The 20,583-nt window shown below is 62.3% G+C and carries 12 protein-coding genes; 5 read left to right on the forward strand and 7 right to left on the reverse strand.

Annotation, left to right across the window (positions count from 1 at the left end; all coding sequences use genetic code 11):
* The 3 genes from ACPPVP_RS40225 to ACPPVP_RS40235 form a co-directional block, all read right to left on the reverse strand.
* Positions 1–879, reverse strand: a complete 879-nt coding sequence (locus tag ACPPVP_RS40225; protein ID WP_426538318.1) for an ABC transporter permease — start codon at positions 877–879, stop codon at positions 1–3.
* Positions 880–890: 11 nt separating this feature from the next.
* Positions 891–1,844: an ABC transporter permease gene (locus tag ACPPVP_RS40230; protein WP_426529204.1), complete on the reverse strand. Its 954-nt coding sequence runs from the start codon at positions 1,842–1,844 to the stop codon at positions 891–893.
* A gap of 216 nt (positions 1,845–2,060) precedes the next feature.
* Positions 2,061–3,719 (reverse strand): ABC transporter substrate-binding protein, encoded by a 1,659-nt coding sequence (locus ACPPVP_RS40235; RefSeq protein WP_426529206.1) that lies wholly within the window; start codon positions 3,717–3,719, stop codon positions 2,061–2,063.
* Positions 3,720–3,918: 199 nt separating this feature from the next.
* Here ACPPVP_RS40235 and ACPPVP_RS40240 point away from each other — a divergent pair, with 199 nt between their 5' ends.
* The gene (locus ACPPVP_RS40240; RefSeq protein ID WP_426529208.1) at positions 3,919–5,532 is read left to right on the forward strand and encodes an ABC transporter substrate-binding protein; all 1,614 of its coding nucleotides are present in this window, start codon (positions 3,919–3,921) and stop codon (positions 5,530–5,532) included.
* 180 nt (positions 5,533–5,712) lie between these two features.
* On the opposite strand, the gene ACPPVP_RS40245 is transcribed toward ACPPVP_RS40240, so the two are convergent.
* From ACPPVP_RS40245 to ACPPVP_RS40255, 3 genes are all read right to left on the reverse strand, one after another.
* On the reverse strand, positions 5,713–7,029 hold the full coding sequence (locus tag ACPPVP_RS40245) for an alpha/beta hydrolase (RefSeq protein ID WP_426529210.1): 1,317 nt from the start codon (positions 7,027–7,029) through the stop codon (positions 5,713–5,715).
* A gap of 111 nt (positions 7,030–7,140) precedes the next feature.
* Positions 7,141–9,369 (reverse strand): CHASE2 domain-containing protein, encoded by a 2,229-nt coding sequence (locus ACPPVP_RS40250; RefSeq protein ID WP_426529212.1) that lies wholly within the window; start codon positions 9,367–9,369, stop codon positions 7,141–7,143.
* Positions 9,370–9,461: 92 nt separating this feature from the next.
* On the reverse strand, positions 9,462–14,357 hold the full coding sequence (locus tag ACPPVP_RS40255) for a VCBS domain-containing protein (RefSeq protein WP_426529214.1): 4,896 nt from the start codon (positions 14,355–14,357) through the stop codon (positions 9,462–9,464).
* A 753-nt stretch (positions 14,358–15,110) separates the two neighbouring features.
* On the opposite strand from ACPPVP_RS40255, the gene ACPPVP_RS40260 reads away from it, so the two are divergent.
* From ACPPVP_RS40260 to ACPPVP_RS40275, 4 genes are all read left to right on the forward strand, one after another.
* Positions 15,111–15,911 (forward strand): transglutaminase-like cysteine peptidase, encoded by an 801-nt coding sequence (locus ACPPVP_RS40260; protein WP_426529216.1) that lies wholly within the window; start codon positions 15,111–15,113, stop codon positions 15,909–15,911.
* Positions 15,912–16,179: 268 nt separating this feature from the next.
* Positions 16,180–17,844, forward strand: coding sequence for a methanol/ethanol family PQQ-dependent dehydrogenase (locus ACPPVP_RS40265; RefSeq protein WP_426529218.1), 1,665 nt, complete (start codon positions 16,180–16,182; stop codon positions 17,842–17,844).
* Between the two features lie 13 nt (positions 17,845–17,857).
* Positions 17,858–18,211: a c-type cytochrome gene (locus ACPPVP_RS40270; RefSeq protein WP_426529220.1), complete on the forward strand. Its 354-nt coding sequence runs from the start codon at positions 17,858–17,860 to the stop codon at positions 18,209–18,211.
* Complete coding sequence (locus ACPPVP_RS40275) at positions 18,208–19,128, forward strand: substrate-binding periplasmic protein (RefSeq protein ID WP_426529222.1); 921 nt, start codon at positions 18,208–18,210, stop codon at positions 19,126–19,128. Before ACPPVP_RS40270 ends, ACPPVP_RS40275 begins: the two co-directional genes overlap by 4 nt.
* A gap of 253 nt (positions 19,129–19,381) precedes the next feature.
* On the opposite strand, the gene ACPPVP_RS40280 is transcribed toward ACPPVP_RS40275, so the two are convergent.
* On the reverse strand, positions 19,382–20,581 hold the full coding sequence (locus ACPPVP_RS40280; protein WP_426529224.1) for an ABC transporter substrate-binding protein: 1,200 nt from the start codon (positions 20,579–20,581) through the stop codon (positions 19,382–19,384).
* Between the last annotated feature and the right edge of the window lie 2 nt (positions 20,582–20,583).

The raw sequence follows: 20,583 nt of genomic DNA on the forward strand, positions 1-20,583 counted from the left end.
TCAGTTCCTGATGTCCATGGCGCTGCGCATGCCGTCGCTGAGCAGATTGAAGCAGATCGAGACCGCAAAGATCATCACGCCCGGCAGCGCCGCCACCCACGGATTGACATAGATCGCGGTGCGCAGCGTGTTCAGCATCAAGCCCCATTCCGGCTCCGGCGGTTTTGTGCCGAGGCCGAGAAAGGACAAGCCCGCCGCGAGAATCATCGACACCGAGATCAGCCCCGTCGCGTAGACGAAGATCGGGCCGAGCACATTGCCCAGCATGTGGACGCGCATGATGGTGAAGGGTCCGGCGCCGGAGGCGCGCGCGGCCTCGACGAAATCCATGTTGCGCACACCCGTGGTGACGCTTTCCGCCACGCGGGTGATCTGCGGCACGAACACGATGGTCAGCGAGACGATGGAGTTGACGATGCCCGCCCCCAGCGCGCCGGAGATCGCAATCGCCAGCAGCACCGACGGGAAGGCGTAGAACACGTCGATAGTGCGCATGATCGCGGTGTTGAGCTTGCCGCCGACATAACCGGCGACGAGCCCGAGCGAGGTGCCGATCATGAAGGCTAGGATCACAGGCAAAATGCCGATGATCAGCGACAGCCGGCCGCCATAGATCAGCCGCGCCAGCATGTCGCGACCGAGTTCGTCGGTGCCAAGCGGATAATTTGGCGTACCGATGTGGCGGAGCCTGCGGATCATCGAGCCCTGATAGGGATCGGCGAGGCCGAGCCACGGCGCGAATAACGCCGAGGCGAAGATCAGAAGCAAGACGAAAGCACAGAACATGCTGACCTTGTCGCGCGAGATGCGGCGGCCGACGGTGGCCCAATAGCCACGGGCCTTGGTCGCTGGCGCCGCCTGTAGCGCGGTATCCGACATTACGGTCATGTTCAGCCCCGCTTGATGCGTGGATCGATCGAAGCTTGCGCGATATCGACCAACAAGTTGAGGCCCACGAAGAACAGCGCCAGCACCAAAATCGTGCCCTGCAGCAGCGGCAGGTCGCGCTGGAAGATCGCCGAATTGAGCAGCAGGCCCGAGCCGGGCCAGGAGAACACGGTCTCGATCAGGATCGAGCCGCCGAGCATGTAGCCGAGTTGGAGGCCCATCACGGCGAGCGCCGTCGGCGCGGCGTTCTTGATGACGTGCTTGAACACGTCGAGTTCGCGCAGGCCTTTTGCGCGCAACGCTTCAACAAAATCCTGGCTGAGAATGTCGCCGGTCAGCGCCCGCACCGTGCGGGTGACGATGCCCATCGGAATCACCGAGGTCGTGATCGCCGGCAGGATCAAGTACTTCATGTGCTCCCAATCCCAGCCCCAAGAACCAGAGCCGCCGGGACCGGCGCCGACCGCCGGCAGCCAGTTGAGCTGAACCGAGAAGATGATGACCATCACCATGCCGAGCCAGTAATGCGGCACCGAGACGCCGGCGATCGCGATCGACGTAGCGACCTTGTCGATCCAGGTGTCGCGAAAGTAGCCGGCGATCAGGCCGAACAGCAGCCCAAGCGTGAAGCCGATCAGCGCGGCGGCAATCGCAAGCGTCACGGTATTGCTGACCGCGCGCAGCACTTCCGACAGCACCGGGCGGCCGGTGGCGATGGAATTGCCGAGATCGCCATGCAGCGCCCGCCACATCCAGAGGCCGAACTGGACCGGCAGCGGACGATCAAAACCGTAGGCCGTGCGCAGTTGCGCCGCGAGCTCCTGCGACGCATCCGCCGGCAGCACGGCGACCAGCGGATCGCCGGGCGTGATGTGCACCAGCAGGAAGCACACCAGCGCCACGCTGATCACGATCGGGATGACATAGACGATGCGTCGGGCGATGTAAGCAAACACGAGTCACTTTTTCTTCTTCCCTTCTCCCCTTGTGGAAGAAGGTGGCGCGCATTCATGCGCGCCGGATGAGGAGTTCTATCCGCGGATTCAGACAGTTTCGATGAGAGATGCTCGTCCGCGGAGAGAGCCCCTCACCCGTCTCGAATGAGCTTCGCTCATTCGATCCACCCTCTCCCACAAGGGGAGAGGGGAAGCGAGCGAGCAGAAGCGTCTTTCTTACGGCGCCAGCGACACCGGCGAGAAGTCGACGAACCAGCTCTTCGGCTGCACAAAGCCCTTGACCTTCGAGCTCATCGCGCGCGGCGCGACGTCGTGAGCAACGTAGAGGAATGCCGCGTCGTCCACCGAGGCCGCGTGCAGTTCGGCGAGCGCCGCGTCACGGGCTGCGGGGTCGAAGGTCTGGCGCGCCTTGGTCACCAGTTCGTCGAACTTGGGATTGTTGATGTAACCCCAATTGTTCGACGTCGGCGGCGCCATCGACGACTGCAGGAAGCGCACCAGTGCGAAGAACGGATCCATCGCCGCATAGGTGACATTGGTGGCGTTGGCGCCGTTGGCTGTCGGATCCTTGGCGCCGCGGCGCCAGTTGGTGAACAGCGTATTCCACTCGATGACGTCGAGCTGAACGTCGAAGTAGCATTCGGCCAACGCCTGCTGCAGATATTCGTTCATCGGCAGCGGCAGCATCTGGCCCGATCCGGACGCCGAGGTCTGGGTCTTCACCGTCAGCTTTTTGCTGGGGCCGTAACCGGCTTCCTGCATCAGCTTCTGCGCGCCCTTCAGGTCATACTTGATCTCAAACGTCGGCTTGCCGCGCCAGGGATGGCCGGGCTCGAAGGTGCCGGTCGCCGGCACCATCAGGCCGGCGAGCAGGCCGTCGCGCAGGCCCTCGCGGTCGATGCAGAGATTGGCGGCCTTGCGGACACGAATGTCGTTCCACGGCGAGCCTTCGATCCGCGAAAACTGCCACGGCCAGACATGCGGTTCTTCATTGGAAGTGATCGTGAAGCCGCGCTGCTTGATCTCCTTGACCGCGTCAGGCGCCGGCGCCTCGACCCAGTCGACCTGACCGGAGAGCAAAGCTGCGGTGCGGGCGTTGGCCTCCGGCATCGGCAGCAGCACCATCTTGTCGACCTTGGGGACGCGCGCCTTGTCCCAATAGCTGTCGTTCTTGACCAGTTCGAGCCGCTCGCGCGGCGTGAACTGCGACATCTTCCAGGGGCCAGTGCCCGAAGCGTCCTTGGCGAACGCCGCCCAGGCGGCCTGCGATTTCGCCTTGGCGTCGGCGCCTTCAGCCTTTTCGTAAAACGCCTGCCACTTCGACGGGCTGGCCATGAACAAATTGGTCAGGTTGATCGGCAGAAAACTGTCCGGCTCCTTGGTGGTCAACTCCACCGTCATGTCGTCGATCTTGCTGGCGGAAGCCAATGTCGGCATGCGTGAGGCGGTGACGCCGACCTGGCTGGCGTCGAACTGCGGCGCGTCCTGCTTCAGCACTTTTTCGACGTTCCAGACCACGGCGTCGGCATTGAACGGCGAGCCGTCATGAAATTTGACGCCGGGACGCAGCTTGAAGGTCCATTTCTTCTTGTCGGCGTCATCCACCTTCCATTCGGTCGAAAGCCCGGGGATCATCACGCTCGCCTTGTCGGCCGACGACAGGTCCCACATCGTCAGCGCGTCGTACATCGTCAGCCCGGTGAAGCGGTTGCCCTCAAAGCCCTGATCGGGCTGGCCGAGCGTGCGCGGAATATCGGCGGCGGTCATGCCGATCCGCAGCACCGCTTCGGCGCTGGCGAGCTGCGGCAGTCCGACCACCAGCGCGGTCGCCAGCAGCCACCCGGCGGCCGCCTTGTTCGATTTGTCATTACGCATATGCAGCAATCCCTTCCCGACTTGGATGACTAATTCTTATGCAATGGTATGCAACGCCTGTGCCAAGGAAGGCACCTCGCCAGGGGCCAATAGCCGCACAACTCCCGGTGATTGCGCATGCAACCGCGCCTTTCGTGCTCCATCTGGCATCAAGCTTGCATTTTTTCAGCTCTAAACCCCGCCCGAAGGAGCTTAATTCATGCGCACCCGATATTCGATGCTTCTTGCTGCCGCGGCAATCGCCCTCGGATTGTCTCCTGGCTTGCCCATGATTTCAGCGCAGGCCGAGACCGTTGTGCGCTACGGCATTTCGATGGCGGACATACCGCTGACCACCGGCCAGCCCGACCGCGGTGCCGGTGCCTACCAGTTCTCGGCCTATACGATCTACGATCCCCTCGTCGCCTGGGAGATGGACGTGTCCGACCGGCCGGGCAAGCTGGTGCCAGGCCTGGCCACGGAATGGAAGGTGGACGAGGGCGACAAGAAGAAATGGCGCTTTACCCTGCGCAAGGGCGTCAAGTTTCATGACGGCAGCGACTTCAACGCCGATGCGGTGATCTGGAATCTGGACAAGGTGCTCAACGATAAGGCACCGCAGTTCGACAAGCGGCAGAGCGCGCAGGTGAAAACCCGCCTGCCCTCGGTCGCGAGCTACGCCAAGATCGACGACGGAACGGTCGAGATCACCACCAAAACGGTCGATTCCTTCTTTCCCTACCAGATGCTCTGGTTCCTGGTTTCCAGCCCCGCGCAATATGAAAAGCTCGGCAAGGACTGGGACAAGTTCGCCAGCCAGCCCTCCGGCACCGGGCCGTTCAAACTGACCAAGCTCGTGCCGCGCGAACTCGCCGAGTTGACGAAGAACGCTGATTACTGGGACAAGAAGCGGATTCCGAAGGCCGACAAGATCGTGCTGATCCCGATGCCGGAAGCGCTGACCCGCACCAATGCGCTGCTGGCGGGGCAGGTTGACCTGATCGAGACGCCGGCGCCGGATGCGGTGCCGCAGCTCAAATCCGCCGGCATGAAGATTGTCGACAACGTCACGCCGCATGTCTGGAATTATCATCTGAGCGTGCTGCCGGGTTCGCCCTGGACCGATATCCGGCTGCGCAAGGCACTCAACCTCGCGATCGACCGCGAGGCCGTCGTCGGGCTGATGAACGGTCTGGCAAAACCCGCCAAGGGCCAGGTCGACCCGTCGAGCCCGTGGTTCGGCAAGCCGGACTTCGAACTCAAATATGATGTCGCCGCGGCGAAGAAGCTGGTGCAGGAGGCGGGTTATTCCACGGAGAAGCCGCTGAAGACCACCTTCGTCATCGCGCAAGGCGGCACCGGGCAGATGTTGTCGCTGCCGATGAACGAATTCCTGCAGCAGAGTTTTAAGGAAATCGGCATCGAGATCGACTTCAAGGTGGTCGAACTGGAAACGCTCTATACCGCGTGGCGCAAGGGCGCGGCCGACGAGATGAACGCCGGCATCACTTCCAACAACATCGCCTACGTCACGTCAGATCCGCTGTACGCCATCGTGCGCTTCTTCCACTCCGGCCAGATCGCACCCGTCGGCGTCAACTGGGGCGGCTACAAGAACCCGAAGGTCGACGCGCTGATCGACGAGGCCAAGCAGACGTTTGATGTCGCCAAGCAGGACGAACTGCTGGCGCAGGCGCATGCGCTGATCGTCGACGACGCCACGCTGGTGTGGGTGGTGCACGACACCAACCCGCACGCACTGTCGCCGAAGGTGAAGAAATTCGTGCAGGCGCAGCACTGGTTTCAGGATTTAACGCAGATCGGGCTGGAGTAGCGGGAATATCCCGCTGTCGTCCTGGCGAACGCCGGGACCCATACGCCGCGGCAGTAGTTGTTGCAAAAGGTCTCTGCTGCCGTGACCGAACGATAGGCCGCGGCGTATGGGTCCCCGCGTTCGCGGGGACGACGGGAAACTACTACTTCCTTCGCCTGGTCGGGACGACGATAGATCGCTTCACGGAATCGGATAACCCTTCCACAACCACTCCAGCGCTGATGGCAGGGTTTGCGCGACGGTCGGTCGGTCGACATGCTTGGCGTTGCGCACGAACAAATACTGGTAATGATAGCCCTTCTCGGCGAGCACCTTGGCCATTAGCGCCGCCGACAGCGTCCAGTCGTGCATGCCGTCGGGGATCGTCGGGTTGGGATAGAACAGGTCCTGATCGCCCATCTCGAACCAGTAACGGATCGGCTTGATCGGCGCACTGGGTATTAGCGGCACACCGGGCGGCTCCGACGGCGTGAGCACGCCGGCCTTCACGGTGAGGTTGGGACCGGCCGGGCCCGTCCACGGGCTGTGATATTCCCAGGCGCCACCGCGCAGCGCCGGATTCCACGGCCATTGCTGATTGACCATGGTTGGCGAATAGGCCAGCACCCGATGATAGAGTTCGGGATGGAACCACGCCATGGTGAAGGCCGCCGTACCGCTCGAGCTCAGCCCCATGGTCGCGCGGCCTTCGGGGTCCTTTGTCAGCTTCACGCCGGCATGCTGCTCGACGAGCGGCAATACCTCGCGCTCGACGAACTGCGCATAGGCCCCCGACACCGTGTCGTATTCGCGCCCGCGCTGGGCGCCCTGTGCATCCTGCCCGCCATTGCCGATCTGGATGGAGACCATCGGCGGCACGCGGTGCTGCTGAATCAGGTTGTCGAGCGTGGTGTTCATATCCTTCCACGCCGTCGAGCCGCCGTCACCCAGCACGATGAACGGCATCTCCGTGCCGCGCACATAGTTCGGCGGGACGTAGACCTCGATCGTGCGCGTCCAGGTGCCGGGGTGGCTGGTGGTGACGATCATGTTCGATTTGTCGCCCGGCGCCGTCGTCGTCACCATGATCGAGCTGTTGTTGCAACCCGGCGTGTCGTCGCGGATCAGGCCGGGGTTGTAGATCACGCTGTCCTTTGAGGACAAAGTGAAGGACGTGATCGTGCCGCGCGGCACGCCGTCCTTGGCGACGGTCTCCGGGGCCGGCGCGTGGGTCGGACCGATGATGAAATTCCCCTCGGCGCCGGACGGCGGCAGCGTGCCGTCGGGAAGCTCCGTCGCGCGCGGATAATTCGGGTTCGATGGGTCGCGCGTGGGCGGCGTTGTCTTGAAATCAAGGCCCGTCGTATCGATGAAGAAGGGCGCGGCCTTGTCGCTCGTGTTAGCGCCGGGAGGAACGACCATGTTTTGGGTAACGCAGGCCGGCTGAGCCAGGGCGGCGGGCATGAGCGACACAATAGAGATCAACGCGCCCGCGAGGACGGCCAGCATGTTGCTCATTTTCGTCTCCCTGAACCGGCGAGTCTTGCTGGCTCGCCTTCACGGAAACTATGACGAGCGGCCGGTGAGCGGTCAAGTTGCCACCGCGCATGCCGTCTCCATCGAGAGGTGTTACTTCGTCAGCAGCGCGAAGGCGCCGTTCCAGTCTTGCGGCGGCGGATTTTCAAGATAGCCGCGGATGCGGGCTTCGTAGAGATTGTAGAGCAGCTCCAGCGAGTTTGCCTCATCGGTCTTGCGGCCACGCGCAATGGCCGCCAGTGCGCCGTCCCAGTCGCGGTTGCGATAACAGGACAGCATCTCGATGGTCAGGTTGCGCAGGCGCTGGAAGCGGCCGGACTGCGCTGTTTCCTCGCGACCGGCGATGGCGTAGATCACCTCCGGCTCCTTCTTGCCCTTCACCATGATGAAGTCGAGTTCGAGGATCGCGAAGCTGTCCTTGACCGCCAGCGCGGTCCTGGAGCCGACGATGATGGGAAATCCGTATTCCTTGGATTGGCCTTCGAGGCGCGAGGCCAGGTTGACGCTGTCGCCGAACACCGAATAGTCGAAGCGCTGGTCGGAGCCCATGTTGCCGACCACGCAGATGCCGGTATTGAGGCCGACGCCGATATTGAGCGGAATGAACGGACGGCCCTCCTCCTTTGCCTCCTGCTCGCGCGCCTGGTTGAGCGCGTCGACGCGCTCCAGCATGTCGAGCGCCGCCTCGCAGGCGTTGAGCTCATGATCCTTGTCGTCGAGCGGCGCGTTCCAGAACGCCATGATGGCGTCGCCCATGTATTTGTCGATGGTGCCCTTGCGGTTGAGGATGGCGTTGGTGAGCGGCGTGAGGAAACGGTTCATCAGCGCGGTAAGGCCTTGCGGATCGTTCTTGTAAGTTTCCGAGATCGAGGTGAAGCCGCGCATGTCGGAGAACATGATGGTCATCTCGCGCTCCTCGCCGCCGAGCACCAGCTTCTCGGGCGACTGCGCGAGCTGCTCGACCAGCGCCGGCGACAGATACTGACCAAAGGCGGAACGGATCTGCCGGCGCTGCGCCTGCTCGCGAACGAAACTGGAAAAGATCAGCGTAAGATAGATCGCCGTGGTCGACATCAGGGGATAGGTGAAATCGATCAGCAAACGGTTCTGCGTATAGAAATACACCGACATGCCGACCAGCATGCTTGCGAACGCCGCGCCAAGAGCGACGAGCGTGACCGGCCCGAACAGCGGCGCGAATGCGATCACCAGCAGCCCGAACAGCAGCGCCGTCACGAATTCGACAGCGACGCCGAAGATCGGCTGCGAGATCACGTCGCCGGTCAATGCACTCTCCAGAATCTGGGCGTGGATTTCCACGCCCGGCATGTTTTGCGAAACCGGTGTGGTCTTGATGTCGTTGAGACCGACGGCCGAGGTGCCGATCAGGACCAGCTTGCCCACGATCATTTCGGGCGCAACGGTCTTTTCCAGCACGTTGATGACCGGAACGTAGAGAGAAGGATCCTGGCGGGCGTAGCGAACCCAAAGCTGACCATTGCGGTCGGTCGGAAGCTCAAAGCCCTTGATGCGAAGACTCTTGATGCCGGTCTTTTCGGATTTGATCAGGATCGTGCCCGAGCCGGTGGCGACCCGGAGTATCTCGAAACTCAACGAGGGCATGGTCTGGCCCTGCGCCAGCATGATCATCGGCACGCGCCGCACGATGCCGTCACGCTCGGGCTTAATCGTGAACAGGCCGCGCCCGGCGGCAGCGTGTTCCAGCACCTTGGTGTTGCGCAGCAGGCCCGGGAATTCGAACATGAAGCGTTGCGGCTCCTCGCCCAGCATCGCCAGTCCCGTCACCGGTAGCGTCTTGTCGAGCGCGACGAGCTCTTCCGCGGCCCCCGATTCACCAAGCACCACGCGCGACTTCCGGATCGCTTCGGCGAAGACTTCGTCGTTACTCGGCAGCGCGCGCAATTTGGCGCGGGTGTCCTCATCGAGGTTGCGGAACGTATCGGCCGCGTCGGCGGGATTGAGCCGGTCCGGTTCCGAAAACACCGCGTCGAACGCGATCACGACGGCGCCCAGCCTGGTAAGCTCGGTAATGAGATCGGCGATCCGCGTCCGCGGCCACGGCCACTGGCCGAATTTTTCCAGGCTCTTGTCGTCGATATCGACGATCGTCACTGGCCTTGCGGTCTTCTGGCGGGGATCGATGCGCTGGAAGAAATCGAAGGTCCTGACCCGAATTTCCTCGACGGGAGCCGGGTCGGCGGCGCGTAGCGCGGCGAACCCGACCAGCAGCGCAAGGCACAGCAGCCGGGCATAGCCAATGCGCCGCGCGAACCACCTCCGCAATACCCGCAATCGTTTCATGGCTTCCGAATGTTGACCCGGCCAACGGCGCCGGACAAGTCAGAAGATAGCATCGATATCGCGGAGCTAGTGTGAATTCGCAAGCCGCAACACTAGGTAACGTGATGTGGCGACACGATGAAGTCGCTGACATGCAGGCTGGTGACCGTGACGTTCTTCAGCGTGAGAGCTTCGTTGCCGAGCGTGATCAGGACATCCGCCGGGTTTGTCGAACTCTGCACTGCATGGGTGGCCAGCCAGCCATTGATATTGTCGGAGCCGACTTCGGAAAACAGCCGCAGATCGATGCGGTCCTGGCCTGGCGCGAAATCCGTAATCGTGTCGGCGCTCGGGGTCAGTCCCGGCGCGAAAACGAACTGATCGGCGCTTCCGCCGCCCGTTAGCGTGTCGTTGGAGTCAGTCGCGAAAATAACGTCCTTGCCGGATGTGCCGACCAACGTCACGGGACCCTGTCCGGCCTCGTTGAACACGAAATGGACGGTGTCGGAATGGCCGAGGCCATCTGACACCTTCAGCGTCACCATGTCGGTTTGCGGTGGATTGTTGCCGGGATCGTAATGAATGCCGCTGCTCAGCGTGGCGTTGACGGCCGCGAGCGAGCCGTTAGCGGCCGGCGGAATCACACTGCCGCCAGCACCGTTGACGGTCGCGCCGACCGTGAACGTGTCGTTCGGCGCGGTGGCACCGCCGTCGGAGACATGCAAGCCCGACACCGTGGTCGTCCCGTCGCCATTCTCGGTGAGGCTGACCGCATCGGTGTCTATGACCGGTCCGGTAGCGACGTTGAGCGATGCGTTTGCCGTATTTCCCGCGCCAACGAGGGTAATCGTCAGCGGCTGACTGCCGGCATGGCCATGACCGTCGCTCACCTCTGCGAGGAATTTGATCTTCAGTATGTCGCCCGCATGGAGGAAATCGAGATCGGCGTTGATCGGGTGATAGGTCCAGTTCAGGGCAACTGTTCCGCCGTTGCTCGACGCGGTGTCGAACGTCACGTCCGCGGCGTTCACCAACGCCGATATGTCGATGTTACCTGGCACTGACGACGAGCCGTTGTACTCGATCGTGGCGTTGCCGGTCACGAACGCCGTCAAGGCGTCGCCGATGTCGGCATCGTGGACGCTGAGCGTACCCTTGATCGGCTCTGAAAGTCCGGGCGGAGGAATGTTTCCGGCCGAAATGTTGTCGATCTCGAATGCGTTCCCACTGCTGCCGAGCTCGACCTTGGTGAAGGGGTGCAGTCCGGTGAATTCCACATATCCGTTCGAGGCGAACGAACCCTGGTTACCCGTCGGGAACAGTGGCAAAATATCATTGCCGGTGTAGGAAGCGACAAGCGTCGTTCCATCATAAAACTTGATGGTGTTGTAGGAATCGAGCGACCCCCAGTAAAGGCCGAAGCTATTTTTCTCCGAAGCAAAGGTGATGGTCTCGTGACTATTGCCGCCGATGCTCAAATAGTTGGTCGTGTCCCGCGCTCCAGGTAACGGCCCGACGAACGGCGCCGCCGTCACCGAGGACGAGCCAACCACGATCCCGCTATTGCCGAATGCCGAGAAATGGGCTCCGAGTGCAGCGCTTTCGAAATTGCCCGAACCGGCGCCATTGTCCGAGACCGAGCCCGCCGCTACGCCGTCAAACGTCTCCGTGTTCAAGCCAAGCGAATTTACATTCACGCCCGGCGCAAGGACGATCGGCGCAGACGCGGGCACCACGACTACGGTCTGCACGGGGGGATCTATCTCACCTACGATCGAAGGTGCATCGTTGGTACCGGTGACCGTGACGACAATGTCCTTCGAGGTGACGCCGCCATGGTGGTCGTCGACCTGTACCGTGTAGGTCAGCGTCAGGACTTCGCCCTGCGCCAGATAATCAAAAGCGGACGAGGCCGCCGAGAACGACAGGTCGACCGTCCCCGCGGTGGAGCCGGCGGCTTTGGTCACCAGGCCGGGCGTCACCAGCGCGATCAGCGCGGCCTCGTCGAGCGCAAGGCCCGTGGTGGCGCCGGTCGCGGCCGCGTGGGTAATCGCTGCGCTGTGGCCGACATCGGACAAATCGCGATCGGTGAAAGTGACGGGGATCGTCGTCGTCAGCGGCGCGGTATCGGTCTGCTCGGTGAGGCCCTGCTGCGCGATATTGGCAATCTCGGGCGCGTCGTTGCTGCCATTGACGGTGACGACAATGTCCTGCGAGGTGACGCCGCCGTGGTGGTCGTCGACCTCTACCGTGTAGGTCAGCGTGACCGACTGGCCATCGGCGAGGTAGTCGAAATAACTATCCGGCGCCGAGAACGACCAGTTCTGCGAGCCTTGCGCACCATTGGTGGAATCATGCAACGGCCCCAGCGACAGCCAGCTGAGCTGCACCGTGCCATTGGCGAGGCCCGTCATCTCGCCGGAGGCGTGGACGCCGGTGATATTGACCTCATGCGTATCGGTCAGATCGACATCGCTGAACGCGATCGCACCGCCGGCGGTATCCGGCGTCGCCGAATGATGCGTATCGGCGCGTTCCGCGATGGTCGCGGACTGCGCTCCGCTGGCGATGTCGGGCGTGTCGTTGGTGCCGGTCACGGTGATTGTGATCGGCTTGGTCACCACGCCGCCATGTCCGTCATCGACGGTCGCCGTGTAGGTCAGCGTCAGGGTCTCGCCGTCGGCCAGAAAATCGAACGCGTTGTCGGGGACGCTGTAACTCCAGCTCGCCGAACCGTCATTGGTATTGCCGGGGGCCTGCGCCACCGTCAGGGGTGCTTCCACCGCCGCGATCGCCGCGAGTTGCTTGCCCGTGAGCTGCGAGGTGACGTCGACGCTATAGGCGTTCAGGTAGCTGAACGAGGCGAAAGCTGCGCTCGCCACCGGCCGGTCGGTCAGGTCAGCGTCGGTGAAGCTGATCGTGCCGGATGCGGCATGGAGCGCCTCGGAGCCCGTCGGATTCGGTTGGCCGTCGTTTGAAAACTCGGCAAAGCCGTCGCTCGTCGTGGCGATGGTCGGCACGTCATTGGTGCCGGTGACGACGACATCGGCGCCGTGGATCGAGACCGTGATCGGCGTGGAGACGACGCCGCCATGGCCGTCATCGACCTGGGCGACGTAGTTGAGCGTCAGCGTCTCGCCCTTGGCGATGAAGTCGAACTTGCTGTCTTCAATACTGTAAGTCCAGCTCGCCGAGCCGTTGTGGGTGTTGCCGGCCGCCTGCACCACGGAGAGCGGCACTTCGACGGCCTTGATCGCGGCCAGTTGCGCCGGCGTCAGCGTGGCTGTGACGTCGTTGCCCTCCGCATCGTAATAGCGGAACGGATCGGTCGCCGAGATCGCGGCGCTGACAACGGGACGGTCGGTCAGGTCGACATCGGCGAAAGTGATGGAGCCGGTCACGGTATCGACCGCCGTATTGCCGGTGCCGATCCGCTCCGTGACCGCGCCGCCGGTCGCCGACAGCGTCGGCTTGTCGTTGGTGCCAGTGATGACGATCGTAACTGGCACGAACGTCGTCTCGTTGTGCGGCGCGTAGTTGTTGTCGACCCGCGCCATGTAGGTCAGCGTCAACCTCTCGCCGTCGGCGAGGAAGTCGAACGCGCCATCGGCAGCGTTGTAGGTCCACGTCGCCTGGCCGGTGTTCTGGCCGTTGGGATCCTGCACGACGGAAAGCGGCACTTCGACCGCCTTGATCGCAGCCAGTTGCTCCGCTGTCAGAGTGGACGTGACGTTGGCGCCCTGCGCGTTTTGATAAGCGAAGGAGGAAAACTGCGCACTGACGCTCGGCGTGTCGCCGGCGTTGATGTCGACATAGTTGACCGTGCCGGACGTGCTGTTGACGGCGGCATTGCCGGTGATACCGGCCCGTTCGGTCAACGCGCCGCCAGATGCGGCCGCCTCCGGCGGGCCGGGAATGTGCACGAGCTTGGGTTCGGGGCCCGACGCAGGGGCGACCGTCAGCTTGTCCGGGATTATGAGGAACTGAAGCGTGATCGGGCCGCCATCGTTGCTCGCCAGCTTGAGGAACGACGTTTCCGGAACGATCGAGTCGGTGAAGTTGGACGTGAGCTTGGTGTTCGGGTTGTTCTGGCTGAACTTCAGCGAAAACACCTGGGTGATGATCTGCTGCGCGTCAGGCGACAGTTGCGCGGACGACTGGAAGCTGACCGCGCCCTGACCATTGATGATCGTCTGCGTTCCGGCCTGACTGACGGTCGCGATCGGCGTCAGCGTCGTCTTGTCGAACAGAATGTAGGAGCCGGTGGTGCCGTCGGGCTCGACCAGCACCTGGAATTTCGCCGGCGGCGCACCGCCCTGCACCGGCACATCGAAATCGATCTCGACCAGCACCGCGGTACCGCGGATGCCCATGGTCGCGACCGGGGTGTCGACCTTCATGTCGCCTTTCTTGGCAGTAGCGCCGGCGACGAACGAGATCGTGCCAGCCACCAGGCTGAGCAGCGATTTGTTGTCCGACCCGTTGGGGTCGTAGATCATTTCATTCAGCACCATCTTGGCGTTCGACGCGAGGCCGAACACGGTGCCGTCGATGAAGGTGATGCCGAGCGTCGAATCGGAGCCGGACTGAACGACGTCGCCTTTGTTGACGTTGTCACCCTGGTTCAGGATGATCGAGACACCGTTGCGGATCGCAGTCGCATTGCCCGCCAGCTTGGTGACATGGCCGATCACCGCGGGTGCAACGCTGGCGCTGCCGTCGGCCTGCGCGAACTGGGTGTGCCCGGCCAGCGCGTTGACGATGTCGCCGGTGAGGTGGGCGCCGTCGGGCGAGGCCAGCGCCGCGCGCTTCTCGCCCTTGAAGTACTCGCGCAGCACGAGCTCCTGGTCGGCACTGGAGAGGATCAGGTCGACGCCCGACCGCTTGAAATCCCCGTGGAACAGCAGATGAGCATCAGAAATAATTATGGCGTCGGACGGCGCATGTGTCGAAACCTTGTCGACATGGAACTGGCCGGGAGACGAAAGATGGCCGTGCGGTGACAGCAAAGGCCCGTGGCCAATGTCCCCACCGGAAAAAGGGTCGAGTTCACCCGTTTGGAATTTGCCGGCGTAGTTCAATGGTCACCAACTTAAATGGTTAAGAAGTATAAAATTTCCCTGCGGGGTTTTCATACCACGCAGGTAAGGAACACAACAGTACGCGGCCGTGGAACACCCTCAATATGGGTAAGTCTGCAACAGGACCGAAAAGGTCCGGAAAAACTGTTGGGCGAAAGTGTGGCAACGGAAAGGCCGGGTTTCGCTAGCACTGATTGAGAAATGGGCACCGGCCCGCCAAGGCATAAAGATAAGCAGATACAATACTTTACCCTTTGCTGTAGCGCAGCGGGCAGCTTCCTTGGGGGAGCGGCAGCCGCCTGGAGGCTGAGCACTTCCCCCGGTCTTATTGAACGCGCCATCCCTTCGAGGCATCGGGACAGGCTGCAATTGCCTGCCGACCGATTCTGCGGACAGGGTTAATTCGGCGACGCTGTGACCCTTTCGCAACCATAAAATTCGCGCCGCATCCCGCCGCCCTTGCCGGGTTAACCGAGCGAGCTTCGACGAGCGCCATCTGAATGGATCGATAAAATTAGCTGTAACCGGCAAGGCCACGTTCAGGCTGTTTCGCAAACTCCCGGCTCACCCCCTATCGTTTTAGACGGATCAAAAGATCCCTTGCCCATCCTGCCCATTCCGAAATGATCCGGACACGCGCAGGCAGAGCAAGCCAGCCGATGCCCGGACAAGGGGCGTCAGATGGGGTTATCAGTTTATGCGCGCGCATGGCGTGCGGGCATCATCGCGTGCGGCCTGGCCTGGTTCGGGCCGGTTGACCTGCGGGCTGAGACGGCTGAGCCGTCTGCCCCGGCGGAATTGATCCAGCAATCGGCCGAGCCGTTCGGGCTTGCGGCATCTCCCCTTCAAAGCGGCGGACTGCGCGACAAATGGCTTGGCGTGCAACGCCAGCTCGACGATGAAATGGTGCAGCTTGCACTCTGCGAAGGCGACCGTGACGGCTGCGTGTCTCCGGCCGCGCTGAAATTTCTCGACATCGTCGATGCCGCCCGGTCGCGCGAAGGCCGCGCCCGGCTCGGCGAAATCAACCGCGCCATCAATCTCGCCATCCGGCCGATCAGCGACCTCGCCCAGCACGGCCAGGTCGACGTCTGGACGTCGCCGCTCGCAACGCTCGCGCTTGGCGGTGGCGACTGCGAGGATTATGCGATTGCGAAATTCATAGCCTTGCGCCGCGCTGGCCTCACGCCCGACGATGTCAGGATCGTGGTCCTGCGCGATACCATCCATGGAGGGGACCATGCGGTGGCTGCCGCGCGGCTCGACGGACACTGGCTGACGCTCGACAACCGCCGCATGGCGATGGTCGAGGATGCCGACGTCAGAAATTTCCGGCCGACATTCGTGATCGGTGAACACGGCGTAATGCGATACGCCGACGGCCCCCTGCTCGCCGACATCTCAGGCAGCACCCCTGTTGCGCCGCTCGTCGTAAGTTCTCTGGCCGCCTCCGCGGACCGGTCATCCGAACGCGCCGACTGACGAACGACGCGGTGCAAATATTGCGCAGCGGCGGCCGACAACAATCTGCTTTCCTTGCCTGATCTTCCCTCGCCTCACGGCCATGGTGCGCTGCAGCCGTAATGCTGATCGCATTCCGAAAAAATCACGAGACAGGTTTCTCGTTTTCTCTTCGCAGCGAGCTCGCGCATCATCTTCGACTTTCGTATTGACGCTTTCCCGTTTCAGGAAGATGTTGGTCCACAGTGCCAGAAAATAGGCACGCAGGGAGTTCAACGGGAGGGACCGCATGAAGTGCATTGCGTTTGCCGCAAGCCTAATCATTCTTGCGCCGTTCGGTGCAAGCGCTCAAACCACCGACCAATTGGTCAAGGGAGCGACCGACACAGCGAACGTTCTCAACTACGGTATGGGCTACAATCTGCAGCGGTTCAGTCCGCTTACGCAAATCACCAAGGACAACGTCAAGAATCTTGTTCCGGTGTGGAACTACAGCTTCGCAGATGACCGAAGCGCACAGTCGCAGCCGATTGTATACCAGGGTGTCGTATACATCACCAACCACAACGCGACGATGGCGGTTGACGCCAAAACCGGCAAGCAAATCTGGAAGACCAAGGTCGAGTATCCCGCAGAGACGCCGCGAATCGTGTGTTGTGGCATTATCAACCGCGGCGGCGCGATCCATGAGGGCAAGCTTTTCCGTACCACACTCGACGCCCACGTCATCGCGCTGGACATGAAGACCGGGAAGGAACTGTGGCGTCAGAAAGCGGCCGACATCAAGGAAGGCTATTCGATGACTGTGGCGCCGCTCGTGGCGGACGGCGTTGTCATCACGGGCATTTCCGGCGCGGAGTTCGGGACCCGAGGCTTCATCGATGGTTGGGATCCGCAGACGGGCAAGCGCCTGTGGCGGACCCACACGGTACCGAGCCCCGAGGAGCCCGGCGGCGACACCTGGAAAGGTGACACCTGGAAGCTCGGTGGCGGATCGACATGGATCACCGGCTCCTATGATCCGGAGTTGAATACGGTGTATTGGGGCGTCGGCAACCCCGGGCCGTTCAATGCGGCCGTGCGTCCCGGCGACAATCTGTACACCTGCGCGGTGCTGGCGCTCGAGCCGAAGACCGGCAAGATCAAATGGCACTATCAGTTCTCGCCGAACAATCCGTTCGACTATGACGCGGTCGCCGAGATGGTGCTCGCCGACATGACGATCGAAGGCAAGCCCACCAAAGTGCTGATGGATGCCAATCGCAACGGCTTCTTCTATGTGCTTGACCGGACGAACGGGAAACTGCTCGCGGCCAATCCCTATGTGACAGTGAACTGGGCCTCCGGCATCGACATGAAGACCGGCCGTCCGATCGAGACCGACGTCTCCAAGGACGCCCGCGAAGGCAAGAAAGTCTTGGTTCAGCCGTCGATCCTCGGCGGCAAGAACTGGGAGCCGATGTCGTACAATCCGCAGACCGGGCTTGCCTACGCCAATACGCTCAATATCGGCGGCAACTACAAGGCCGAACCAGCCGTCTTCAAGCAAGGCGAATGGTACCTCGGCATGGACCTGACGGATCCGTGGGCGTGGCCGAACGGACCGCGCGGCTATCTCAAGGCCATCGATCCCATGACCGGAAAGGCCAAATGGGAAGTGCCGAGCGACATACCGCGGTTCTCGGGCGTGCTGTCGACGGCCGGCGGGATCGTGTTCTCCGGGCAGTTGACCGGCGAGTTTGACGCCTTTGACGCCAACGACGGCAAGAAGCTGTGGAGCTTCCAGACCGGTTCGGGCATCGAAGGACAACCGGTGACCTGGCAGCAGGACGGCGTCCAGTACATCGCCGTCACCAGCGGTTATGGCGGCGTCTACTCGATCTTCTCGGGCGATGAGCGGCTTGCCAACGTGCCGACAGGCGGCTCGCTGTGGGTTTTCGCGGTAAAGAACTGATCGCGGAACGCCGATGACTGAGAAGGTGTCGAAGCGGACGGCGGCGACTCTCGCCGCCGTCGCGGTGGCAGCAATGGCGTGGATGGCGATGCCGGCTACCGCGCAGCAACAAGCCGCCGTCAGCGATCAGGCGCTGATCGGTCCCGGCAAGACCACTTATGCGCAGAAGTGCTCGCACTGCCATGGCCCTAATATGGTCACTGCCGGCACAGTCGCACCCGACTTGCGCGCGTTCCCGGATGACAACGCGCGGTTCACGATGACGGTGAAGCACGGCAAGAACAACATGCCGCCGTGGAAGGATATCCTGAACGATCAGGAGATCATCGAGGTCTGGGCCTTTGTATCGAGCCGGAGGAAGCAATGAAGCGCTGGCTCGCAGTCGTTGCCGTGCTGCTTGCGACGGCGGTCGCGGCGCGCGCGGATGACGATCCGCTGAAAGTCTGTCTCGACGAAAACCTGCCTCCGCTTTCGTTGCATCAACGCGGAAAGCCCGACAGCGGGTTCGACGTCGCGCTGGCGCAGGCGGTTGCCGGCCGGCTCGGCCGACCGCTCAGAATCCAGTGGTTCGAAAGCAAACTCGACGAAAGCTCGAGCCCGGCCCTCGAAGCCAATGCGTTGCTGTCCGACGGCCGCTGCGCGCTGGTCGGAAGCTATGCCTTGACCAGGGACTCGCTCAAGGTGCCCGGCGTCAAGACGGCGAAGCTGCCGGATTTCGAGGGCGCTTCCCGCGACGACCGCCGCCGCCGCGTGCCGGTCGGCGTCCTTGCGCCGAGCCAGCCCTATGTCTACTCGCCACTGACCGTCGTGCTCGGCGAGAAGGCGCGCGGCCGCAAGATCTCCGGCGTCGGCGATCTCGCAGGGTTGCGCATCGCGATCGAAAGCGGCACGCTTGGCGACGCGATCCTGATGACTTTCGAAAACGGACGCTTGATCGACCACATCACGCATCTGGTCCCGGGACGGCACGACTTGCTCGGCGCGCTCAATGGCGGTGAATTCGATGCGACGTTGCTCGACCTGAGCCGCTTCGATGCCTACCGCGCCGGCCATCCCGATTCCAGGCTCGCCGCATCCGGTTACTATTATCCCATCGGCGTTAACCGGGGTTATGTCGGCCTCGCCCGCGATCCGACGCTTATCGCCACCGTCAACAAGGCGCTCTCCGATTTGCAGGCGGCGGGAACCATAGCCGATCTCGCGAAGGCCGCAGGCCTCACCTATCTGTCGCCCGTAGAACCCGCCATTCTCGGCGACGAGTTGCTGAAGGTACTGCAGAAATAACAATGCACCGTGCGTGGATCGTACTGGTTCAACGTCATTGCGAGCCAACGGGTCGCGCGAAGGCGCGCCCGATGACAGGCTCCGCGAAGCAATACATAGCGCCACAAGCGGGAGGGATGGAGTGCTTCGTCGCTTCGCTCCTCGCAATGACGGCATTTCCGGTCTGAACTGAAGGTACAAGCAAAAGGGCTGCGCGATCGTCTCGCGCAGCCCTTCTGTCGCTAGCCTTTGCCGTTTGCAGCAAGGCGCCCCCTTAGAACATCAGGCCTTCCTTGATCAGCACCCAGCGGCCGTTCTTGACCTGCTGGACCTGGGTGATCGTGTTGGCGAGATGGTCGGTCTTGGAGAACTTGGTCGGCGGCGAGTTGAAGATGTCGAGGAACTTGTCGCCGGATTCCAACGCGTCCATCATCTTCTGGCCGGTCAGGTCCTTGCCCGCCTTGTTGGCGTAGAACGCAAAAGTCATCATGGCGTTGTAGCCGATGATCGCCTGCGTGTTGGCGTCCGAGCTGAACATCTTCTTGTAGTTGGCGAGCCAATCCTTGACCTTGCCCTTGGCGGTGTCTTCGTACGGGATTTCGAAACCGGAAGCCGCGTAGAGGCCTTCGACCGCGTCCTTGCCGAGTGCCGGCACTTCGAGCACGTTGGTCGGCGTGGCGCCGAGGAAGGTGACGTCCCAGCCGAGCTTCTTGGCCTCGCCCATTGCGCCGATGGTTTCGCGGATGACGGTGCCGAGCACGACCATGTCGCAGCCGTCGGACTTCATCTTGGCGACCTGCGCGCTGAAGTCTGAGGCGCCGCGCTTGTAGCTCGTGACCGAAGCAGGCTGTACCTTCATCGCCGTGAGCTGCTGGGTGAAGCCGTCAAGCACGTTCTTTCCGTACTCGTCGTCCTGATGCATGATGCAGGGCTTCTTGAAGTTTTTCGCCTCCATCATGTATTTGACCGCGGCGCGCGTGCTCTCGACATAGGGCAGTAGATTGTTGAACTTCAACCGCTCCTGCGGCTTCGCCGGATCGAACTTGAAGGTGAATTCGGCGGCCGTCAGCGGAAACAGTTGCAGCACGCCGGCGTCGAACAGGATGTCCTGCGCGGCGAGCACGGTGGGCGAACCCATCGGCCCGATCATCGCGAAGATCTTGTCGCGTTCGACCATCTTCTGCGAGGCCAGCACGGCCTTCTTCGGATCGTAGCCGTTGTCCTCGAGGATCATCTTGATCTTGCGGCCGTTGATGCCGCCGGCGGCGTTGATTTCCTCAACCGCCATCTTCATGCCGTTGGAAACCGGAACGCCCCAGACCTTGATCGGGCCGGACAGATCCTGATGGGTGCCGATGACAATCTCGCTCGCCGAGACGCCCTCATTGGTAACCTTGGTCTGGGCCGCGGCCGGCAGTTGAGTCAGCGCAAGGGCGCTCACCGCAAGGCCCAACGCCCTAAACGATTTCGACATTG

Source organism: Bradyrhizobium sp. McL0615, from assembly GCF_049993905.1.
Lineage (GTDB): Bacteria > Pseudomonadota > Alphaproteobacteria > Rhizobiales > Xanthobacteraceae > Bradyrhizobium.

Bases quoted from the DNA above. Each gene is read 5' to 3' on its own strand.
- ACPPVP_RS40235 (WP_426529206.1), bottom strand. From the start codon at position 3,719: ATGCGTAATGACAAATCGAACAAGGCGGCCGCCGGGTGGCTGCTGGCG.
- ACPPVP_RS40240 (WP_426529208.1), top strand. From the start codon at position 3,919: ATGCGCACCCGATATTCGATGCTTCTTGCTGCCGCGGCAATCGCCCTC.
- ACPPVP_RS40265 (WP_426529218.1), top strand. From the start codon at position 16,180: ATGAAGTGCATTGCGTTTGCCGCAAGCCTAATCATTCTTGCGCCGTTC.
- ACPPVP_RS40245 (WP_426529210.1), bottom strand. From the start codon at position 7,029: ATGAGCAACATGCTGGCCGTCCTCGCGGGCGCGTTGATCTCTATTGTG.
- ACPPVP_RS40260 (WP_426529216.1), top strand. From the start codon at position 15,111: ATGGGGTTATCAGTTTATGCGCGCGCATGGCGTGCGGGCATCATCGCG.
- ACPPVP_RS40270 (WP_426529220.1), top strand. From the start codon at position 17,858: ATGACTGAGAAGGTGTCGAAGCGGACGGCGGCGACTCTCGCCGCCGTC.
- ACPPVP_RS40225 (WP_426538318.1), bottom strand. From the start codon at position 879: ATGTCGGATACCGCGCTACAGGCGGCGCCAGCGACCAAGGCCCGTGGC.
- ACPPVP_RS40250 (WP_426529212.1), bottom strand. From the start codon at position 9,369: ATGAAACGATTGCGGGTATTGCGGAGGTGGTTCGCGCGGCGCATTGGC.
- ACPPVP_RS40280 (WP_426529224.1), bottom strand. From the start codon at position 20,581: ATGTCGAAATCGTTTAGGGCGTTGGGCCTTGCGGTGAGCGCCCTTGCG.
- ACPPVP_RS40275 (WP_426529222.1), top strand. From the start codon at position 18,208: ATGAAGCGCTGGCTCGCAGTCGTTGCCGTGCTGCTTGCGACGGCGGTC.